General features: G+C 72.6%; 18 protein-coding genes. 14 read left to right on the forward strand and 4 right to left on the reverse strand.

Annotated features, from left to right (window positions below; all coding sequences use genetic code 11):
* Positions 1-10 precede the first annotated feature (10 nt).
* From ribH to ABD350_RS17050, 6 genes are all read left to right on the forward strand, one after another.
* The gene (gene ribH / locus ABD350_RS17025) at positions 11-496 is read left to right on the forward strand and encodes a 6,7-dimethyl-8-ribityllumazine synthase (protein ID WP_344348966.1); all 486 of its coding nucleotides are present in this window, start codon (positions 11-13) and stop codon (positions 494-496) included.
* 34 nt (positions 497-530) lie between these two features.
* On the forward strand, positions 531-803 hold the full coding sequence (locus ABD350_RS17030; RefSeq protein WP_019983911.1) for a phosphoribosyl-ATP diphosphatase: 273 nt from the start codon (positions 531-533) through the stop codon (positions 801-803).
* Between the two features lie 51 nt (positions 804-854).
* The gene (gene hisG / locus ABD350_RS17035; RefSeq protein WP_344348967.1) at positions 855-1,703 is read left to right on the forward strand and encodes an ATP phosphoribosyltransferase; all 849 of its coding nucleotides are present in this window, start codon (positions 855-857) and stop codon (positions 1,701-1,703) included.
* A gap of 14 nt (positions 1,704-1,717) precedes the next feature.
* Positions 1,718-2,179 carry a PH domain-containing protein gene (locus ABD350_RS17040; protein ID WP_344348968.1) on the forward strand — a complete coding sequence of 154 codons (462 nt, stop codon included), beginning with the start codon at positions 1,718-1,720 and terminating at the stop codon, positions 2,177-2,179.
* Positions 2,180-2,342: 163 nt separating this feature from the next.
* Positions 2,343-3,677, forward strand: a complete 1,335-nt coding sequence (locus ABD350_RS17045) for a hemolysin family protein (RefSeq protein ID WP_344348969.1) — start codon at positions 2,343-2,345, stop codon at positions 3,675-3,677.
* Entirely contained in the window at positions 3,674-4,747 is a 1,074-nt protein-coding gene (locus ABD350_RS17050) for a hemolysin family protein (protein ID WP_344348970.1), read from the forward strand. Before ABD350_RS17045 ends, ABD350_RS17050 begins: the two co-directional genes overlap by 4 nt.
* Positions 4,748-4,858: 111 nt before the next feature.
* Here the strand turns inward: ABD350_RS17050 and ABD350_RS17055 are convergent, their stop codons facing one another.
* The gene (locus ABD350_RS17055; protein ID WP_344349010.1) at positions 4,859-6,727 is read right to left on the reverse strand and encodes an AAA family ATPase; all 1,869 of its coding nucleotides are present in this window, start codon (positions 6,725-6,727) and stop codon (positions 4,859-4,861) included.
* 429 nt (positions 6,728-7,156) lie between these two features.
* On the reverse strand, positions 7,157-7,783 hold the full coding sequence (locus ABD350_RS17060; protein WP_382466935.1) for a uridine kinase family protein: 627 nt from the start codon (positions 7,781-7,783) through the stop codon (positions 7,157-7,159).
* Positions 7,784-8,093: 310 nt separating this feature from the next.
* On the opposite strand from ABD350_RS17060, the gene ABD350_RS17065 reads away from it, so the two are divergent.
* From ABD350_RS17065 to ABD350_RS17080, 4 genes are all read left to right on the forward strand, one after another.
* A complete protein-coding gene (locus tag ABD350_RS17065; protein WP_344348971.1) occupies positions 8,094-9,050 on the forward strand; it encodes a hypothetical protein in 957 nt (318 codons plus the stop codon).
* A 70-nt stretch (positions 9,051-9,120) separates the two neighbouring features.
* Positions 9,121-10,659, forward strand: a complete 1,539-nt coding sequence (locus ABD350_RS17070; protein ID WP_344348972.1) for an amino acid permease — start codon at positions 9,121-9,123, stop codon at positions 10,657-10,659.
* A gap of 191 nt (positions 10,660-10,850) precedes the next feature.
* Positions 10,851-12,221, forward strand: coding sequence for a peptidase C39 family protein (locus ABD350_RS17075; protein ID WP_344348973.1), 1,371 nt, complete (start codon positions 10,851-10,853; stop codon positions 12,219-12,221).
* A gap of 111 nt (positions 12,222-12,332) precedes the next feature.
* Positions 12,333-12,473 carry an SCO1431 family membrane protein gene (locus ABD350_RS17080; protein WP_344348974.1) on the forward strand — a complete coding sequence of 47 codons (141 nt, stop codon included), beginning with the start codon at positions 12,333-12,335 and terminating at the stop codon, positions 12,471-12,473.
* A gap of 120 nt (positions 12,474-12,593) precedes the next feature.
* Here the strand turns inward: ABD350_RS17080 and ABD350_RS17085 are convergent, their stop codons facing one another.
* Entirely contained in the window at positions 12,594-13,826 is a 1,233-nt protein-coding gene (locus ABD350_RS17085; protein WP_344348975.1) for a glycoside hydrolase family 18 protein, read from the reverse strand.
* A gap of 324 nt (positions 13,827-14,150) precedes the next feature.
* Here ABD350_RS17085 and ABD350_RS17090 point away from each other — a divergent pair, with 324 nt between their 5' ends.
* Positions 14,151-15,323: an acyl-CoA dehydrogenase family protein gene (locus ABD350_RS17090; RefSeq protein WP_344348976.1), complete on the forward strand. Its 1,173-nt coding sequence runs from the start codon at positions 14,151-14,153 to the stop codon at positions 15,321-15,323.
* 666 nt (positions 15,324-15,989) lie between these two features.
* Here ABD350_RS17090 and ABD350_RS17095 read toward each other — a convergent pair.
* Positions 15,990-16,424, reverse strand: a complete 435-nt coding sequence (locus tag ABD350_RS17095; RefSeq protein ID WP_344348977.1) for a hypothetical protein — start codon at positions 16,422-16,424, stop codon at positions 15,990-15,992.
* 235 nt (positions 16,425-16,659) lie between these two features.
* Between ABD350_RS17095 and ABD350_RS17100 the strand changes: the two genes are divergently transcribed.
* The 3 genes from ABD350_RS17100 to ABD350_RS17110 all read left to right on the forward strand — a co-directional run bounded on the left by ABD350_RS17100 (position 16,660) and on the right by ABD350_RS17110 (position 20,160).
* Positions 16,660-17,100 (forward strand): Lrp/AsnC family transcriptional regulator, encoded by a 441-nt coding sequence (locus ABD350_RS17100; RefSeq protein WP_067046457.1) that lies wholly within the window; start codon positions 16,660-16,662, stop codon positions 17,098-17,100.
* A gap of 90 nt (positions 17,101-17,190) precedes the next feature.
* On the forward strand, positions 17,191-18,807 hold the full coding sequence (locus ABD350_RS17105; RefSeq protein ID WP_344348978.1) for an amidohydrolase: 1,617 nt from the start codon (positions 17,191-17,193) through the stop codon (positions 18,805-18,807).
* A 558-nt stretch (positions 18,808-19,365) separates the two neighbouring features.
* Positions 19,366-20,160 (forward strand): polyprenol monophosphomannose synthase, encoded by a 795-nt coding sequence (locus tag ABD350_RS17110; protein ID WP_344348979.1) that lies wholly within the window; start codon positions 19,366-19,368, stop codon positions 20,158-20,160.
* The last annotated feature ends 23 nt before the right edge of the window (positions 20,161-20,183 follow it).

Raw genomic sequence — 20,183 nt, forward strand, 5'->3', positions numbered from 1 at the left:
GAGGTAAGACGTGAGCGGCAAGGGTGCACCGGACGTGTCCGTACGCAAGGTGAGCGACCTCAGGGTCGCCGTCATCGCGGCGCAGTGGCACGAGAAGGTGATGGACGGCCTGGTGGACGGCGCCCTGCGCGCCCTGCGCGACCTGGGCATCGACGAGCCGACCCTGATCCGGGTCCCGGGCAGCTTCGAACTCCCGGTCGCCGCCAAGGTCCTCGCGGGCCGCGGCTACCACGCGATCGTCGCCCTCGGCGTCGTCATCCGGGGCGGCACCCCCCACTTCGACTACGTGTGCCAGGGCGTCACCCAGGGCCTCACCCAGGTCTCCGTCGACACCGGCGTCCCCGTCGGCTTCGGCGTGCTCACCTGCGACACCGAGGAGCAGGCCCTGGACCGGGCCGGCCTGGAGGGCTCCAGCGAGGACAAGGGCCACGAGGCGGTGACGGCGGCCGTGGCGACGGCGGCCACCCTCCGCTCGGTATCCGAACCCTGGCACTAGGCCGGCCGGCACAACGGCTAGGGTGGGGCTCACCATGTCCAAGAAGACGTTCGAGGAGCTGTTCACCGAGCTCCAGCACAAGGCCGCCCAGGGCGATCCCGCCACCTCCCGCACCGCCGAGCTGGTCGGCAAGGGCGTCCATGCCATCGGCAAGAAGGTCGTCGAGGAGGCCGCCGAGGTCTGGATGGCCGCCGAGTACGAGGGCAAGGAGGCGGCGGCCGAGGAGATCTCGCAGCTGCTGTACCACGTCCAGGTGATGATGGTCGCCCGCGGCATCTCCCTGGACGACGTCTACGCCCATCTGTAAGCCGTCCCCCCGCACCCACCCCGTAGAGAACGAACGAAGGAAGCCGACCTCATGCTGCGCATCGCCGTCCCCAACAAGGGTTCACTGTCCGGCCCTGCGGCGGAGATGCTGCATGAGGCCGGCTACCAGCAGCGCCGCGAGTCCAAAGAGCTGCGCATCGTCGACCCGGAGAACGAGGTCGAGTTCTTCTACCTCCGCCCCCGCGACATCGCGATCTACGTCTCCTCCGGCCGTCTCGACATCGGCATCACCGGCCGTGACCTGCTGATCGACTCCGGCGCCGACGCCGAGGAGATCCTGCCGCTCGGCTTCGCCCGCTCCACCTTCCGCTTCGCCGCCAAGCCCGGCACCGCAAGCGGCATCGAGGACCTCAAGGGCCGTACGGTCGCCACCTCCTACGAGGGGATCGTCGCCAGGCACCTCGCGGACAGCGGCATCGACGCCGCCGTGGTCCACCTGGACGGCGCCGTCGAGACCGCCATCGAGCTGGGCGTCGCCGAGGTCATCGCCGACGTCGTGGAGACCGGCACCAGCCTGCGCAACGCGGGCCTGGAGGTCTTCGGCGAGCCGATCATGAAGTCCGAGGCCATCGTCGTCCGCCGCACCGGCGCCGACGCCGAGGAGCCCAAGGTCCAGCAGTTCCTGCGCCGCCTCCAGGGCGTCCTGGTCGCCCGGACGTACGTGATGATGGACTACGACTGCCGGGTGGAGCAGCTGGAGAAGGCCGTCGCGCTCACCCCCGGCCTGGAGTCCCCGACCGTCTCCCCGCTGCACAACGAGGGCTGGGTCGCCGTGCGCGCCATGGTCCCCGCCAAGGAGGCCCAGCGGATCATGGACGACCTCTACGGCATCGGCGCCCGTGCCATCCTGACCACGGCCATCCACGCCTGCCGCCTCTGAGGGGTACGTCCGAGATGTCCGACCTGCCCGCCCTGCCCGTCACCTTCCGGCCCGGCCGCACCCGGGTGATCCTGCTCACCGCCGGAGTCCTGATCTTCGTGGTGATCTCCGGGATCGCGCTGCTGCTGGAGAACCTCGGCCCCGGCTCGCGGCTCAGCTTCATCGTCACCGGCGCGCTCTGCCTGTGGGTACTGGCCCAGCTGGCCCGGGTGAAGGTGGTCGCCGACGAGTCCGGTGTCACCGTCGTCAACATCGCGAGCAGGCGCCGCCTGGCCTGGGCGGAGATCCTTAGGGTGAACCTCCGGCCGGGTGACCCCTGGGTGTTCCTCGACCTCAGCGACGGCACCAGCCTGCCCGCGCTCGGCATCCAGCCGGGCATCGCCAAGCAGCAGGCCATCGCCGACGCCCGGGCCCTGCGGGCACTCGCCGAGGCCCGCTCCGGCTCGCCCGCCCTGCCGCACGAGCCCAGATCTTGATTAATCTGGTGGGCGGAGGCGTCCCGCTGTGCCTCCGCCCCTGCGTGCCACCCGGTGCACAGGGGTTCCTGCTACCCGAGGAGTGACCCTCTCCGGCGATGGACGGATCGTCCTGTAGTACCCGCGCCACCCCTGCCCGACATAGCGGCAAGGCGGTGGCGGCGTGACCATCCCCCTGCTGTTGCTCGCCGCGGCCTTCCTGCTGATCCTCGCCAACGGATTCTTCGTGGCGGCCGAGTTCGGCCTTGTGACGGTCGAACGCCCGGACGCCGAGAAGGCCGCCGCCGACGGCGACCCACGCGCCCGCACGGTCGTGGAGTCGCTGAAGGAACTGTCCTTCCAGCTCTCCGGCACCCAGCTCGGCATCACCATCACCTCCCTGGTCGTCGGCATGCTCGCCGAACCCGCGCTGGCCGAGCTGCTGCGCGGCCCGTTCGCGGCGCTCGGCGTCCCCGAGGGGGCCGCGGCCGGTGTCGCGGTGGTCGTCGGCATGCTGCTGGCCTCCGCGATCCAGATGGTGATCGGCGAACTCGTGCCGAAGAACTGGGCGGTGTCCCGGCCGTTGCAGGTGGCCCGCTTCGTGGCCGGCCCGCAGCACCGCTTCGCCCTCCTGTTCCGCCCGGTGATCTCCGCGCTGAACACGGTCGCCAACCGGCTGGTCCGCGCCCTCGGCGTGGAGCCCGCCGAGGAGCTGGCCTCCGCCCGCACCCCCGGCGAACTCGTCTCCCTGGCCCGGCACTCCGCCCTGGCCGGCGCCCTGGAGCAGGACACGGCCGACCTGTTCGTACGCACCCTGTCCCTGGGCGAGCTGACCGCACAGCACGTGATGACCCCGCGGGTGAAGGTGAGCGCGTTGCAGGTCTCGGCCACCGCCGAGGACGTCGTCAACCTCACCCGGGCCACCGGCCTGTCCCGCTTCCCCGTCTACCGGGAGAAGATCGACGAGGTCGTGGGCATGGCCCACCTCAAGGACGCGCTGGCCGTCCCGGCCCACGACCGGCTGCGCACCCCGGTCGGCCGCATCGCCCGCAAGGCGCTCCTCGTCCCCGAGATCCTGCCCGTGCAGCCCCTGCTCGCCCGGCTGCGCAGCGAGCAGCCCATCGCGGTCGTCGTGGACGAGTACGGCGGCACGGCCGGCGTGGTCACCCTGGAGGACATCGTCGAGGAACTGGTCGGCGAGGTCCGCGACGAGCACGACGCCAAGGACATGCCCGAGCTGGCCCCCGCCCCGCCCGAGGACGGCAGGCCCGCCTGGGACGTGGACGGCGGCTGCCGCGTCGACATCCTGACGCGCATAGGCCTGGAGGTGCCCGAGGGGCCGTACGAGACCGTGGCCGGACTGGTCGCCGATCTGCTCGGCCGGATCCCGGCCCCCGGCGACCGGGCCGAACTGCCCGGCTGGCGGCTCTCGGTCCGCCAGGTCGGCCACTATCGCGCCGAACGGGTCCGCCTGGTCAGGACGGCCCCGGTGGCGGGCGTGACGGAGGCCGCCCGATGAGCGTGCTGCAACTGGTCTTCGCGGCGCTGCTCGTGCTCGCCAACGGCTTCTTCGTCGGCGCCGAGTTCGCGCTCGTCTCCGTCCGCCGCAGCCAGATCGAACCGCTCGGCACCGCCCGCGCCCGCCAGGTGCTCTACGGCCTGGAGCGGCTGCCGCAGATGATGGCCGCCGCCCAGTTCGGCATCACCGTCTGCTCCCTGACGCTCGGCGCGGTCGCCGAGCCGACGGTGGCGCACCTGCTGGAGCCGCTGTTCGAGTGGATCCACCTGCCGCACGGCATGATCCACCCCCTCGGCTATGTCATCGCGCTGGCCGCGGTGGTCTTCTTCCACCTGGTCATCGGCGAGATGGTGCCGAAGAACCTGGCCATGGCGGCGCCCGAGAAGGCGGCGCTCTGGCTCAGCCCCGGCCTGGTCTGGTTCGCCCGCCTGTGCAAGCCGGTCACCGTGGCCCTCGGCGCCTGCGCCCAGGGCATCCTGCGGCTGTTCCGGGTCGAGCCGAAGGACGAGGTGGCGGCGGTCGTCACCACCGAGCAGCTCAACCGCCTGCTGGAGGACTCCGGTGAGGCCGGCCTCCTCGGCCCCGAGGAGCGCGAGCGGCTGGAGGACGCCCTGGAACTGGGCTCCCGCCCGGTGACGGACGTCCTGCTGCGCCGCGAGTCCCTGGTCACGGTGGAACCGTCGGTGACCCCGGGGGACATCGTGGAGCTGACCGCCCGCACGGGCTACTCCCGCTTCCCGGTCGCCGCGGCCGGCAAGGGCCCCTTCATGGGGTACGTGCACGTGAAGGACGTCCTCGACCTGGAGGACTCCGACCGGGCCGTCCCCCAGCAGGTCTGGCGGCCCATGGCCACGCTCCGCGCCGAGCTGCCGCTGGACGACGCCCTCACCGTGATGCGCCGGGCGGCCACGCATCTGGCCCAGGTCGCCGACGCGTCCGGCAAGGTGCTGGGCCTGGTGGCCCTGGAGGACGTACTGGAGATGCTGGTGGGCGAGGTCCGGGACCCGGCGCACCGGGAGATGCCGGAACCGAGGGTGAGCGGGGAGCCGGAGGAGGCGCTCGCCGGATAGCCGGGTGGTGGCGGGAGCCGTGGCCGCCGGCCGGTGCCGGGCCGGCCGCGCGGTTCCCCGCCTCCCTCCGGGGCGCTCACCCGGTACCCCGCCCCCTTCAGGGGCGCTCGCCTAGTACGCGGACGGATCGTGCGGGCCCCGCCCCGACAGCACCTCGCCGTAGGCCTGCATCAGGTCGGGCAGCCGCAGGGTCGCCAGGTCCTCCCGGGACAAGGGTCCCGCGTACGACGACAGCCGCAGATCCCGGTACGCGCAGCTCTTCTCGTACAGCGTGCGCAGGAACCGTCCGTTGCCCAGCTCGTCGATCCACCCCTGGCCGACCACGTGCCCGGCGATCGACCGCAGCTCCTCCAGCGCCTCCTCGTCCCACTGGTCGCCGTTCTCCGCCGCGAGCACCTTGCCGATCTCGGTGAGTTCCGCCGGCCGGTAGGAGGGGAAGTCCACCCGGGTGGTGAAACGGGAGGACAGCCCGGGGTTGGCGGCCAGCAGGCGGTCCATGCCCTCCGGGTAGCCGGCCAGGATCACCACCAGGTGGTCGCGGTTGTCCTCGGCCCGCTTCAGCAGCACCTGGAGCGCCTCGTCGCCGTAGGCGTCCCCCTTGCCGTACCCGGAGTTGGACAGCGAGTACGCCTCGTCCACGAACAGCACCCCGCCGATCGCGGAGTCGATCAGCTCGTTGGCCTTCACGGCCGTCTGCCCCAGGTACTCGCCGACCAGGTCGGCGCGCTGGGCCTCCACGAGATGGTCGCCGCCGAGCAGGCCCAGGGCGTAGAACACCCGGCCCAGGATGCGCGCGACCGTGGTCTTGCCCGTGCCGGACGGGCCGGAGAAGACGAAGTGCCGCTTGGGCGGCTGCACCGGCAGGCCCTGCCCGGCCCGCAGCCGCGCCATGTTCAGCTGCGCGGACAACGCCTTGACCTGGCGCTTGACCGGCTCAAGGCCCACCATGCGCTCCAGTTCGGCGAGCGCCTGGTCCAGTAACGCGGGGTCGGTCGGCCCGGCCGGGACCGGCGAGGCGGATCCCCCGGGGCCCGTCCTGGTCCGCACCGAGGGGTCGGCCGCCGACGGCAGCGGCCCGGCCGGCAGGTCGGGCTCGGGCAGCCGCAGATCGCGGCCCTCGGTGCCGAACAGCGGATCGAACCCGTCGGGGCCGTCCACCGTGTCCTGTCCCGCGCCGGTCAGGGTGATCGCGGCGAGGTCGCCCGTCTCGTCGTACCCGTCGCCCTCGGCGATCGCCGCGAGCCGGGCCGAGGTGTCCATGAAGGCCGGGTCCACCCGGTGCACCGCCCGGTACAGGGGGAGCGCGGCGGCCGACCGTCCCGTGCCCTCGTGTGCCCGCGCCAGCCAGTAGCGCAGCTCCTTGCGTTGCGGCTGCTCGCTGCGGCATCGCATCAGCGCGGCCGACAGCAGCGGCTCGGCCTGGCCGTACATCTCCAGCCGGACCCGGGCCATGCCGCCGAAGAGGCCGGCCTCGATGCCGAGTAGGGGATCGTCCAGCAGCGGGTCGGTGTGCCGGACCAGCTGCTCCCAGTCCTTGACCAGATAGGCGCGGCAGGCGTGCAGGAAGCGGACCTGGGCGTCGGTGTCGACCGGGGGCAGTCCGGCCAGGGCGCGGTCCAGCTCGGGCACATGCCGGCCGTCCAGCCAGTGGGAGGCGTGCGCCAGCAGCAGATCACGCGGGCTCTCCAGCACGGGCTGCACCCACCAGCCCAGCCAGTACCAGGAGTTGAGGGTGCGGCGGTGCCGGGCGCGCTGTTCGCCGAAGCGGTCGCGGTGCCGGAACATGCGCAGCAGCGCGGTGGTGGTGTCGACCCGGAGCGCGTGCAGTCCGAGCCAGGCGTCCGCCATGCCCGGGTCCATCCGCACCGCGGCGCGGAACTCCTCCTCCGCCTGCGGGTAGGCGCCCATCGTGTAGGCGTCCACGCCCCGCAGCCAGGCGAGGTCGGCCGGCGCCTCGGGACCCTGCGAGCCGAAGTCCATCACGTCCCCCCACAGACCATGCACCCGTGGTTCACCGCCGGGCAGTCACCCGACGGCCACCGTGGTCGAACCGCCGTACCGCGGAACGGAGTTGCGGGTGCGCGAGGCTGCCGCTCGAAGGTCGCACCGAGGGCATCGTACCCGCGGTCAGGGTGCCTGCCGAAGGGTGCCGCACAGGGCGTTCGGCGAGGTGGGGCAGACGGGGCGCACGGCATTTCGTGACCGAGGGTGAGAGGGCCGCCGCGCCGACGGGCGGAAACCGGGTCCCGCGGGCAGAACGAAGCCCCCGGTCACGGGGGAACAACCGGGGGCTTCGTGTCGGTGGGCGGCTCCGAAAGCCGCACATTCAGAACGTAAGTCCTGTACCGGCCCTCGGTCAAGCGAAGTTGAGGTACTCGGAGAACTTGTCCCGCAAGGGTCTTCACAGCCTCACCACATCGCGGAGGGGCCGTCACCGAGGGTCACATCGGGCGTGGATCCGGTGCCCGCGGCCGGTCCCGGCAGCACCTCGTACCCCTCGGGTCGCTGGAGCACCAGCAGATCGGCGTGGGGGCGTGAGGGATCGGTGACGAAGTGCGCGCGCTCCGCCGTGACCCAGCCGTCCCAGAACTCCCGCTGCTCCGCCCCGTCCCGCCGCCGGCCGCGCGCCCAGGACTCCTCCCGGGGCAGCTCCATCCACAGCAGCCGGGCCAGATGGGGCCGCAGCGCCCGGCGCCCGGCGCCGACGCCCTCGATCAGCACCACGGGCGCGGCCGGCACCGGACGCGGGTCGCCGAAGACGCGGGCCCGCCAGTCGTAGGGGGTGACGTATCCGCTCTCGCCGCGGCCCAGCGGTTCGATCACCTGGGTCATCAGCCGGCCGGTCCAGGCGAACAGGCGCTCATGGCTGGCGAAGTCGTCGAGGTGGACGACCGGGGCCCCGCCCAGCGCCCGCGCCAGCCGCCGGGCGAAGGTCGACTTCCCGGATCCGGCGTGCCCGTCGACGCCGATCAGCCGGACCGGTCCCAGGGACGGGGGGAGCCCGCGCAGCCGGGCGGCGAGGTCGTGAATGGCGATTCCCGAGGTGTGGTGCGATGCGGGCCGGTTGTCCGCACGACAGTCTAGTGGCGGGCCCCGGGGGGCGGGGCGGCGCCGGGGGCGGCGGGGCGGCCGTCGGGAGCGGCCGGGAGTCGCCGGGTGGCGTCCGTAGTCGGCGGGCCGGGAAAAGTCCCGACTTGAATCACCGGCCGCGGGCCAGTCGAAGGTGTCGATAAACAATCCGAATCCGCTGACCGATATGTCGAATTCGGCGTTCCGGGTGTGCCCCACGCTGAGTAAGGTGCCTCCTGCGCAACGTGATGCGCCGCACGGTGACGGGCAGGGGGATATGGCCGCGGACTTATTCGAAGGGCACTATGTGTGGCATCCGGCGGCCGACGACCGGGTGCTGGCGAGCGTCTGCGTCGACGTGCGCGCCGGGCGTTACCGGTCCGCCGACGAGGCCCTCGCCGAGACCCGTACCGACTTCGGCCTGCGCGCCCACCGCTCGCTGGTGCTCGCCTCCGAGGCGGCCGGCACCGATCTGGCGGAGCGCTGGCTCGCCGAGGAGCCGACCCCCGAGGCCGCGCTGATGTGGGCGCGCGTGGCCGTGCAGCGCGCCCTGCGGGCCGCCGACGCGCGCGACGACCGAGCCGAGGCGCTGGAGCGGATAGCGCTGGCCGCCTGCGACCGGGCCGCCGAGGCGAACCCCGCCGACCCCACGCCCTGGGTCGCCCGGCTCGCCATGGCCCGGCTGCACCGGCTGCGCGACCCGGCCCCGAAGGGCCTGCTCACCTCGCCGCCCGGCCCCTGGCGGCTGTTCGCGCACATCCTGTCCCTGGACCCCTGGCACCGCGAGGCCCACCACCGCTTCCTGTCCTGTTTCTTCACCCGCCACGGCGGCTCGGTCACCGCCGCCTGGGACGTGGCCGCCTTCCTCAGCCAGCGGGCCCCCGCCGACTCCGCCCTGCGGCTGCTGCCCCTGGTGGCCCTGGTGGAGAGCTACAACCCCACCCAGCTGCTCGCCGACCGGGTCTGGGAACAGCCCCAGTGGCGCTCCACCGCGCTGGCGATCTACCAGAACTGGCTGCCCGCGGTGTCCGGTTACCGCTTCACCCCGGTGCTCGACCTGGCCTACCTCGCGCACGCGCTGGTGATGGGCCAGCGCGAGTTCGAGGCCCGGGCGGTGTTCACGGCGATGGGTCCGTACGCCTCGCGCATGCCCTGGAGCGCCTTCGGAGACCCCGTCGAGCAGCTCTCCCGGGCCCGGCGCGCCTGCGGCCTGCCCGTCCCGGGGCCGGGCTGACCCGGCCGGCCCCGCTCACCCCGCTGTTCCCTTCGTCCCCCCTTGTCTCCATCGAGAGAAAGGCCGATCCGTGTCCGAACGGATGTCGACTCCCCGGGCGCGTGCCCGGGCCGCGGACGACGTCGTGCTCGACGACGACGCCACGCTGCACGCGATGGGTTATCCGCGCAAGCTCACCCGGCGCTTCAAAGCGTTCGACAATTTCGCGATCTCGTTCACCATCATCAATATCCTCTCGGGCATTTTCTCGTCCTTCGGATTCGGTATGAACGCGGGCGGCCCGCGGATTCTCGTGTTCGGCTGGATCGGCGTCTCGGTGATGGTCCTGCTGATCGGAGCGGCCATGGCCGAGGTCGCCTCCGCCTATCCCACGAGCGGTGCCCTCTATTTCTCCGCCGGTAAACTCGCCAAGCGGCACAAGGGCGCCTGGTCCTGGTTCACGGGGTGGCTGAACTTCGTGGGCCAGATCGGCGGCACCGCCGCCACCGGATACGCCGCGGCCACCTTCATCCAGGTGTTCGTCGAGCTCCAGTGGCCCTCCTATCACCCGACCGCGCACCAGACGGTGCTGATCACGGCCCTGATCATCGTCCTGCAAGGGCTCGCCAACACCTACACCGTCCAGCTCGTCGCGATACTGAACCGCATTTCCGTATGGTGGCTGCTGATCGGACTCGTCGTGATCGTGGGCGCACTCGTCGTGATGCCCGACCATCATCAGTCGGCGTCCTTTGTCACGCATTTCGAGAACAACACCGGCTTCACCAGCGGGCTTTACGGCGGCATGCTCGGCCTGCTGGTCACCAGCTGGACCTTCACCGGGTTCGACGGCAGCTTCCACATGTCCGAGGAAACCGTCCAGGCGACGGTCAGCGCGCCGAAGGGGATCACCCGCGCCATCGCCTGTTCGGCGATCGCCGGCCTGGTGCTGATGCTGGCACTGGTCTACAGCATCGGCGACTACGCCAAGGTGGCCGGCGCGGCCGCCCCGCCCATCCAGATCCTCATCGACGGCCTCGGGCTGCGCACCGCGAAGGTGCTGCTCCTCATCGTCATCGGCGCGATGCTCTTCTGCGGTCTCGCCAACCTCACCAGCAACACCCGGCAGATCTTCGCCTTCTCCCGGGACGGTGCCATGCCCGGCTCCCGCTGGTGGCACTCGGTCTCCCTGCGCACCCGCACGCCGGTGAAGGCGGTGTGGCTCGCGGTCGGCTGCTCGCTGGCGCTGGTGGTGCCGGGCTGGTGGTCGCACACGGCGTTCACCGCGATCGTCAGCGTCAACGTGGTCGGCCTCTTCCTCGCCTACGCCGTGCCGATCTTCCTGCGGCTGCGGCTCGGTGACGCCTTCCAGCCCGGCCCCTGGCACCTGGGCCGCTGGGGCAGGCCGATCGGCTGGCTGGCTGTGGTGTGGATCCTGCTGAGCAGCGTGCTGTTCATGCTCCCGCAGGCCTCGCCGATCACCGTGGACTCCTTCAACTACGCGCCGATCGCGCTCGCCGTCGTCCTGCTGATCGCCACGGTGTGGTGGTTCGCCACGGCCCGCCGCCGCTTCCAGGGGCCGGTCAGCTACGGACGGCCCGACGAGGTCGCCGCGATGGACCTGGTCTGACCCCTCCCGGGCCCGGGCGGTACTCCGCCCGGGCCCGCGGGCAAGCGGACACCCCCAAATCCCGCCGCCAGTGGCCGGGACCAATATTCCTGGCGCGGCATGTGTCGAAGTGCTGGCAGCGCGATTCGGCCTGCTCCATAGTTACCGCACCGGACCAGCCCGACTCGGACACCCTGGGGGTCATCGCGCCCATGAGCAGAGCCGAACAGCCCTCCCGCAGAACCGTCCTGGCAGTGGCCGTCGCCGCGGCGGTGACCGGCACCGCGGCCCCCGCTGCCGCCGCCGCACCGGCATACGCGCCCCACACCGACGGCCCCGCCCCGGCGCAGGCCCGCCCGGTCGACTACCACGCCTGGACCACCTACCGCGACTGGCGCTCCGGGACGGCCGAGGGCACCCGGACCGTCGCCGGACGCCGGCCCGGCGTGGTGATCGGCAGCCCGGCCGGCCGTACCGACTACACCGACCCGCACACCGGCACCACCGCCGCCTGGGAGTACGCCACCTGGACCGGCCCGGCGCACCGGCTCACCGTGCCCGCGACCGAGGTCGTCGCCTCCTGGAACGCGCACACCCCCGAGGGCACCTGGCTCCAGGCCGAGCTGCGCGGCACGTACTCCGACGGCACCGACACGCCCTGGTACGTGCTGGGCCGCTGGGCGGCCGGCGACCAGGACATCCGGCGGACCTCGGTGGACGGCCAGCGAGACGGCAAGAGCAGCGTCTGGACCGACACCTTCGCCATCGACGACCCGGGCACCGGCCTGCGCCTGACGTCGTACCGGCTGCGCCTGACCCTCTACCGCAGGCCCGGCACCCGGCTCACCCCGACCGTCTGGCGGCTGGGCGCGATGGGCTCCGACGTCCCCGACCGCTTCACCGTCCCGGCCTCCACCCCCGGCCTCGCCCGGGAACTGGCCGTCCCGCGCTACTCGCAGGAGATCCACAAGGGCCAGTACCCCGAGTACGACAACGGCGGCGAGGCCTGGTGCAGCCCGACCTCCTCGCAGATGGTCGTCGAGTACTGGGGCGGCCGGCTCACCCCCGAACAGCTCTCCTGGGTCGACCCGGCCTACGCCGACCCCCAGGTCGACCACGCGGCCCGCTTCACCTACGACTACCAGTACCAGGGCTGCGGCAACTGGCCCTTCAACGCCGCCTACGCGGCGACCTTCGAGGGCCTCCAGGGCGTGGTCACCCGGCTCGCCTCCCTCACCGACCTGGAGACGCTGATCGCGGCCGGCATCCCGGTCATCACGTCCCAGTCGTTCCTCAGGAGCGAGCTCACGGGGGCCGGTTACGGCACCGCGGGCCACCTGATGACCGTCATCGGGTTCACGGCCGACGGAGACGTGATCGCCAACGACCCGGCCTCCCCGAGCGACGAGGCGGTGCGGCGCGTCTACAAGCGGCGCGAGTGGGAAAATATCTGGCTCCGCACGAAGCGCTACAACGCCTCCGGCAAGGTCGTCTCCGGCACGGGAGGGGTCTGCTACCTGTACTTCCCGGCCCATCCGACCCCGCGCCAGCGCAGGGCGCTCGCCGCGGTGGGGGTGCGCTGAGCCGCAGCCCTGTGACCAAGCTCATCGCCGCGAACACCGACGCGGGTGGCATGGTGGACGTCAGGGGTGGGGGATTACGCCGTGAACGTCTGATCTTTTGTGAGTGACACCATGACCGCACACCCGGCCACCGCCACCCGCGCCGTCACCGGCGGCCCCCGGGAAGACCGCCCGGACCTCCTTGAGCACGTCATGGGCTGGGTTCTCGTCGTGGTGTTCGCGATGCTCGTGACCCGGCTCGGACTGCTCTGACACCACGCGTGCGAAGCGGCCCGTTCGGCGGCCGGGGACCGGTCGCCGGCCCGGTCACGGCCGCCGCCCGCCCGCCGGGACGACGGACGGGCGGGCGGACGGCCGAAGTCGCCGGCCGGGCTAGTTGATCGCCTTGATCAGCTCACCGTTCGCGGTGTCGCCGCTCAGCTCCCAGAAGAAGGTGCCGCCGAGGCCCTGCTGGTTCTTGTACGCCGTCTTCGTGGCGATGGTCGCCGGGGTGTCGTAACTCCACCAGTCGCTGCCGCACTTGGCGTAGGCGGTGCCGGCCACGGTGCCGTTCGCCGGGCACTTGGTCTTGAGCACCTTGTAGTCGTCGATGCCCTGCTCGTACGTGCCGGCCGCCGGACCCGTGGCCGTGCCGCCGGGCGCCGCCTGGGTGACGCCGGTCCAGCCGCGTCCGTAGAAGCCGAGGCCGAGGAGCAGCTTCGAGGCCGGGATGCCGAGGCCCCTGAGCTTGGCGATCGTCGCGGAGGTGTAGTAGTTCGCCTTCGGGATGCCCGAGTAGGAGTTCAGCGGGGAGTGCGGGGCGGTCGGGCCCTTGGCGTCCCAGGCGCCGAAGTAGTCGTACGTCATCGGGTTGTACCAGTCGACGTACTGGGCGGCACCGGCGTAGTCCGCCGCGTCGATCTTGCCGCCGCTGGTGGCGTCCGCGGTGATCGCCGCGGTGACCAGGTTCCCGGAGCCGAACTTCGCGCGCACCGCGGCCATCAGGGTGCGGAACGCCTCCCGCCCGCTGGTGTCGCAGGTGTTGCCGCAGGCGTTCGGGTACTCCCAGTCGATGTCGATGCCGTCGAAGACACCGGCCCACTTGGAGTTCTTCACCAGGTCGTAGCAGGACTGGGCGAAGGCGGCCGGGTTCTTCGCCGCCTCGCCGAAGCCGCTCGACCAGGTCCAGCCGCCGAAGGACCACAGGACCTTCAGGCCCGGGTGCTTCTTCTTCAGCTTCAGCAGCTGGTTGAAGTTGCCGCGCAGCGGCTGGTCCCAGGTGTCGGCGACGCCGTCCACGGACTCGGCCGCGGTGTAGGCCCGGTCGGTGGCCGCGTAGGAGTCGCCCATGGCGCACTTGCCACCGGTGACGTTGCCGAAGGCGTAGTTGATGTGGGTCAGCTTGGCCGCGGAACCCGAGGTCTCGATGTTCTTGACGTAGTACTTGCGGTCGTAGGTGCCCCATTCGGTGAAGTAGCCGACGACCTTGGAGCCGGCCGTGACCTGGGGGGCGCTCGGCGCCGCCGCGGTGGCGGTGCCGGTCCCGGCCAGCAGGCCGGCGCCGAGCGCGGCGGTACACGCGGCCGAGACCAGCGTCCGCAGGAGTGAGCGGTGGGGAGTGTGCATCGGGTGTCTCCTCGTGGGGGAGGGGAAAGCGCGCCGATTGGCATGAACGCGGTAAGGCGTGGGCTGCACAGTAGGAGGACTAGACCAGTAGGTCAATGGTTCGGACCAATTTCACCGACGGGTGAAGCCCGCACGGCAGTCCTGAAGTGAGCGGTCGTTAACTGGTGACGGGAGGTCGCCGATCGGGCATACTCACAGCGCATGCCGCTGGTCAGCAGCTTCCGCGACCCGGAAGAGGGTGCCTCGGCACAGCGGAACGATCAGGCGGTGCCGCCCCCACCACGGGCCGTGCCGCCGGGATCCGAACAGGGAGGAGCCGACGCCATGTCCGACCGCGCGCCGCAGCCGGTGGAGCGTCAACTGCCCACGGAAGAGGCGAAGGATCTGCTCGCCCTCGTCCGGGAGATCGCCCAGCGGGAGATCGCGCCGAAGGCCGCGCAGGAGGAGGACGCGGGGCGCTTCCCGCGCGAGGTCTTCACCCTGCTCTCCTCATCCGGCCTGCTGGGCCTGCCGTACCCCGCCGAGCACGGCGGCGGCGACCAGCCGTACGAGGTCTACCTCCAGGTGCTGGAGGAACTGGCCGCCGCCCGGCTCACCGTCGGCCTCGGCGTCAGCGTCCACACGCTCGCCTCCTACGCGCTCGCCACCTACGGCAGCAAGCAGCAGCAGGTCGAGCACCTGCCCGCGATGCTGGGCGGCGGGCTGCTCGGCGCCTACTGCCTGTCCGAGCCGTCCTCCGGCTCCGACGCCGCCTCCCTGCGCACCAAGGCCGTCCGTGAAGGCGACACGTGGGTCATCGACGGGACCAAGGCCTGGATCACCCACGGCGGCATCGCCGACTTCTACACCGTGATGGCCCGCACCGGCGAGGACGGCCCGCGGGGGATCACCGCCTTCCTCGTCCCCGGCGACGCGCCCGGCCTGAGCGGCGCGGCGCCCGAACGGAAGATGGGCCTGAAGGGCTCACCCACCGCCCAGGTGCACCTCGACGGCGTCCGCGTCCCCGACAGCCGGCGCGTCGGCGAGGAGGGCCAGGGCTTCTCCATCGCCCTGTCGGCGCTCGACTCCGGCCGGCTCGGCATCGCGGCCTGCGCCGTCGGCCTCGCCCAGGCCGCCCTGGACGAGGCGGTCCGGTACGCCACCGAGCGCCGCCAGTTCGGCCGGCCCATCGCCGACTTCCAGGGCCTGCGCTTCATGATCGCCGACATGGCCACCCAGATCGAGGCGGGCCGCGCGCTCTACCTCGCCGCCGCCCGGCTGCGGGACGCGGGCCGGCCGTTCGCCAAGCAGGCCGCCATGGCCAAGCTGCACTGCACCGACACCGCCATGAAGGTCACCACGGACGCGGTGCAGATCCTGGGCGGCTACGGCTACACCGCCGACTTCCCGGCCGAACGCTATATGCGCGAGGCCAAGGTCCTGCAGATCGTCGAGGGCACCAACCAGATCCAGCGGATGGTCATCGCCCGTCATGTGGCGGGCCCAGAAGATCGCTGAACTGCCCCGGGCGGACCGTCGGGGCCGCCAGCCTGGTCCATTCCGGGTCGTGGCGGCCCGGCAGGGTACGGCCCCGGTCCGCCCAGGCCCGCATCAGATCGCGGTAGATCGGCGGATCCTGGGAGACGGGCGGCGGAAGTGTCTCCGCCGGGCGGGGAACGAAGGTACGACGCTGACGCCCGGTCGCCGGGTACGTGGGGGTCATACCCGGGGAACGCGCCGACGGCCGGGCAGGTCACCATTCGGCGGAATCGAGCGTCAGTCCACACACGTCCGGTTCCCCCATCGGCCGCCTCCGCCTGCCTGACGCTCCGTCAGGAAGTCGGTGGCCAGGTGGTGTTCCCCGGCCGACGGCCGACGGCCGTCTCCGCACCCTCCCCGGAGGCCCGGGCGCGACGGCACGGCCCGCCGGTGCCGCGCCACGTGACTCGCCGCCGGTCACACCGGCGCGCCCGAGCCCGGAGGTGGGCGCACGCGGCGGGCGGCGCCGCACGCGGGTACCCGGAGGCGGTCACGGCCGGGCCGCGGGTCCGGGTGCGGTCGCCGTCCGGCGCCCGGTCTCGCCGCCCGTCCGGGCCGGGCGCGGCGGGCCCGGACACGCCGGTCCCGCACCACGTCGGCCGGTGCGTCATGGAACGGGGCGGAAACGGGGTGGGGCGGAGCGGCTCAGGCGGCCTGGTCGCGCAGCGCCGGCACGCGCATCGGGCGCGAGCCCGGGCCACCGACGTGCGAGAAGGGCTGCGTCCGCCAGTCCAGACCCTGCGGAAGCGTGAGCAGCAGGGCGGTGCCCTGCTCCTGCGGCTCGGCGGACTCGTCCGCGGGGCGGGCGTCGGCCGCCGGACGGCCCGTGCCCGCGCACACCGTGAGCCCGAACGGGTTCCACGGCGAGGCGCACAGCGCGTGCTCCGGCAGGAACTCCTCGTCCGCCAGCAGCGCGATCGGCTGCGCGCAGTCCGGGCAGATCACCCGGTACATCTCGAAGGTGTCGTAGGCGTCCGGTTCCTCGTCGTAGGCGTCGGGTTCGACGCCCTCCGGCTCGGGCTCGACGACCGGCTGCGGCCGTGCGGACGTAGATCGACCAGGGCGATGGGTACTCTGCATGGGATTCTCCCCCTAAGGCTGGGCCGTGAAAGGCACTGCGGCCTCGACCACACCAAGCACTTCCCGTCCGGTCTCGGCGGTAATCACGAGAACATCACGGAGCCCGCCCGAGCCGTGTGGTGTTCGTCACATGCCGCGCGCAGATGCCCGCCCCGGCTCTTTTTCCGGGGAACAGGGCATGACCTGCGTCTCCGAGGTATCCGCGGAGATCAAGCGCACTGTAGGTTTTGGCGGCATGGAGGAGCTGGACCGTCAGATCGTGCAGCTGCTCGTCAAGGACGGGCGGATGAGCTACACAGACCTGGGCAAGGCCACGGGCCTGTCCACGTCGGCCGTGCACCAGCGGGTGCGCCGGCTGGAACAGCGTGGCGTCATCCGCGGCTATGCCGCGGTGGTCGACCCGGAGGCCGTCGGACTGCCGCTGACCGCGTTCATCTCGGTCAAACCGTTCGACCCCAGCGCCCCCGACGACATCGCGGACCGCCTCGCCGGCGTCCCCGAGATCGAGGCCTGCCACAGCGTCGCCGGGGACGAGAACTACATCCTCAAGGTGCGCGTGGCCACCCCGCACGAACTGGAGGAACTCCTGGCCCGCCTGCGCTCGCTGGCAGGGGTGTCGACCCGTACGACGGTGGTCCTCTCGACCCCGTACGAGGCCCGCCCGCCGAAGATCTGACAGGGCCCGGCACCGGCGGGCCGGTTCCGGGTGCCGCGCGGACACGCCCCGGGCGCGGCCTTACCGCGGCGCCGGGAGAAACTGTCGGCTATGAGCAACCGCACCGCCGAGCCCCCCAAGACCGTCCTGCTCCGCCGCGGCGAGGTGCACAGCCCCGCCGACCCCTTCGCCACGGCGATGGTCGTGGAGGCGGGCCACGTCGCCTGGGTCGGCTCCGAAGGCGCCGCCGACGCCTTCGCCGACGGCGTCGACGAGGTGGTCGACCTCGACGGCGCCCTGGTCACCCCGGCGTTCACCGACGCCCATGTGCACACCACCGCCACCGGCCTCGCCCTGACCGGCCTCGACCTGTCCGGCGCCCCGTCCCTGGAGGCGGCCCTCGCGCGGATCCGCGAGTTCGCCGCCGCCCGCCCCGGCGACCGGGTGCTGCTGGGCCACGGCTGGGACGCCGCCCGCTGGCCCGGTGGCCGCCCGCCGACCCGCGCGGAACTGGACGAGGCCACCGGCGGACGACCCCTGTATCTGTCCCGCATCGACGTGCACTCGGCGGTCGTCAGCACCGCCCTGCTGGACCTGGTCCCCGCCCGCGTGCCCCGCGACGACGCCCCGCTCACCCGGGACGCCCACCACGCCGTACGCGAGACCGCGCTCGCCGCCATCACCCCCGCCCAGCGGGAGGAGGCCCAGCGCGCCGCGCTCGCGCACGCCGCCTCGCTCGGCATCGGCACCGTCCACGAGTGCGGCGGTCCGCGGATCTCCTCCGAGGACGACTTCACCGCCCTGCTGCGGCTCGCCGCCGAGCTGCCCGGCCCCCGCGTGGTCGGCTACTGGGCCGAAGGGGCCGAGGAAGGCGTGGCCAGGGCCCGTGAGCTGGGCGCGGCCGGTGCCGCCGGCGACCTGTTCGCCGACGGCGCCCTCGGTTCGCACACCGCCTGCCTGCACGAGCCGTACGCCGACGCCGACCATCGCGGTACCGCCTACCTGGACGCCGACGCCGTCGCCGCGCACGTGGTGGCCTGCACCGAGGCGGGCCTCCAGGCCGGCTTCCACGCCATCGGCGACGCCGCCGTGAGCGCCGTGGTCGAGGGCGTGCGCGCCGCCGCCGAGAAGGTGGGCCTGGCCCGCGTCCGCGCCGCCCGGCACCGTGTCGAGCACGCCGAGATGCTCACCCCCGAGACCGTCGCCGGCTTCGCCGAACTGGGCCTGATCGCCTCCGTGCAGCCCGCCTTCGACGCGCTGTGGGGCGGCGAGGCCGGCATGTACGCCCGGCGGCTGGGCGCCGGCCGGGCCCGCACCCTCAACCCGTTCGCCGCGCTGCTGCGGGCCGGCGTACCGCTCGCGTTCGGCTCGGACAGCCCGGTCACCCCGCTCGACCCGTGGGGCACGGTCCGGGCCGCCGCCTTCCACCGCACGCCCGAGCACCGGATCTCGGTCCGGGCCGCGTTCACCGCGCACACGCGCGGCGGCTGGCGGGCCGTGGGACGGGACGACGCCGGCGTCCTGGTGCCCGGCGCCCCCGCCGACTACGCCGTCTGGCACACGGACCGGCTCGTCGTGCAGGCCCCCGACGACCGGGTGGCCCGCTGGTCCACCGACCCGCGCTCGGGCACCCCCGGCCTGCCCGACCTCACCCCGGGCCGTGACCTGCCGGTCTGCCTGCGCACCGTGGTGGGCGGGCGGACGGTGTTCGTACGGCCGGGCGAGTGATCTCCCGGGGTGGCGCGGCGGCCACCGGCCGCCGCGGCCTCGCCGCCCCACCTGCGCATCCTCCCCGCCGCCCGCGAAACCGACCCCGTCGCCCCAGCTCGGAGGGCTGTTGACAGTCGGCGGCCGGGGGCCGGTAGGTTCGGCCGGGTCCACCACCGAAACGCTCGACCGGGGACTGTTCGCACGGCTCGTCGCAGCGCCGCTGGGTCAGGGACGGTGTGCCGCACCGGGGCACCGTCACTGGGAGCCAGGCCCAGCGCCCGCGCCGGCGAGGGAACACCCCGGACGATCGGCCGGTGTGACCCGGGTGGGGCCCGGGCGCTCCCTAGACAACGGCTCTCGGTAGATCCGCAGCCAGCGGGTCCCAGGTCGGCCCGAAGGGCGCCGGGCCCCCATCCGCCGTGGCGCGTTCCGTCCGCCGCGCGGCGGGAAGGTGCCCAGAAACCTCACCCCTACCCCGTTCCCGGGGAATCGACACCACAAGATGCCTGCGCCATCGGGTCTTCCCAGGCGGCGGCCACTATGGTGGACCCTTGCGTACGACATGAAGGGGCAGCAGTGAACGACGGCGACGGGGCCCTCGCGGCCACAGCCCAGGGAAGGCGGTTCGGTCCGCTCGGCACGGCCTTGGTGATCATTCCGACCTACAACGAGGCGGAGAACATCAAGACCATCGTGGGCCGGGTACGCGGCGCCGTCCCCGAGGCGCACGTACTGATCGCGGACGACAACAGCCCCGACGGCACGGGCAAGCTCGCCGACGAACTCGCCGCCGCCGACGACCACGTCCAGGTGCTGCACCGCAAGGGCAAGGAAGGCCTCGGCGCGGCCTACCTCGCGGGCTTCCGCTGGGGCCTGGAGCGGGACTACGGCGTGTTGATCGAGATGGACGCCGACGGCTCCCACCAGCCCGAGGAACTGCCCCGGCTGCTCACCGCCCTCAAGGGCGCCGACCTGGTCCTCGGCTCCCGCTGGGTGCCCGGCGGCCGGGTGGTGAACTGGCCCAAGTCCCGTGAGTTCCTCTCGCGGGGCGGCTCCACCTACTCGCGTCTCATGCTGGACGTGCCGATCCGGGACGTCACGGGCGGCTTCCGGGCCTTCCGCCGCGAGACTTTGGAGGGCCTGGGCCTGGGCGAGGTCGCCTCGCAGGGCTACTGCTTCCAGGTCGACCTGGCCCGCCGCGCGGTGAAGGCCGGCTATCACGTCGTCGAGGTCCCCATCACCTTCGTCGAGCGCGAACTGGGCGACTCCAAGATGAGCCGGGACATCGTGGTCGAGGCGCTGTGGCGGGTCACCTCCTGGGGCGTGGGGGACCGCATCGGCCGGTTCGCCGGCAAGGACAAGCGCGCCTAGCACACCGGTCACGGCCGCGGCCG

The sequence above is a fragment of the Streptomyces nogalater genome, from assembly GCF_039532885.1.
In the GTDB taxonomy this organism is placed as follows: domain Bacteria; phylum Actinomycetota; class Actinomycetes; order Streptomycetales; family Streptomycetaceae; genus Streptomyces; species Streptomyces nogalater.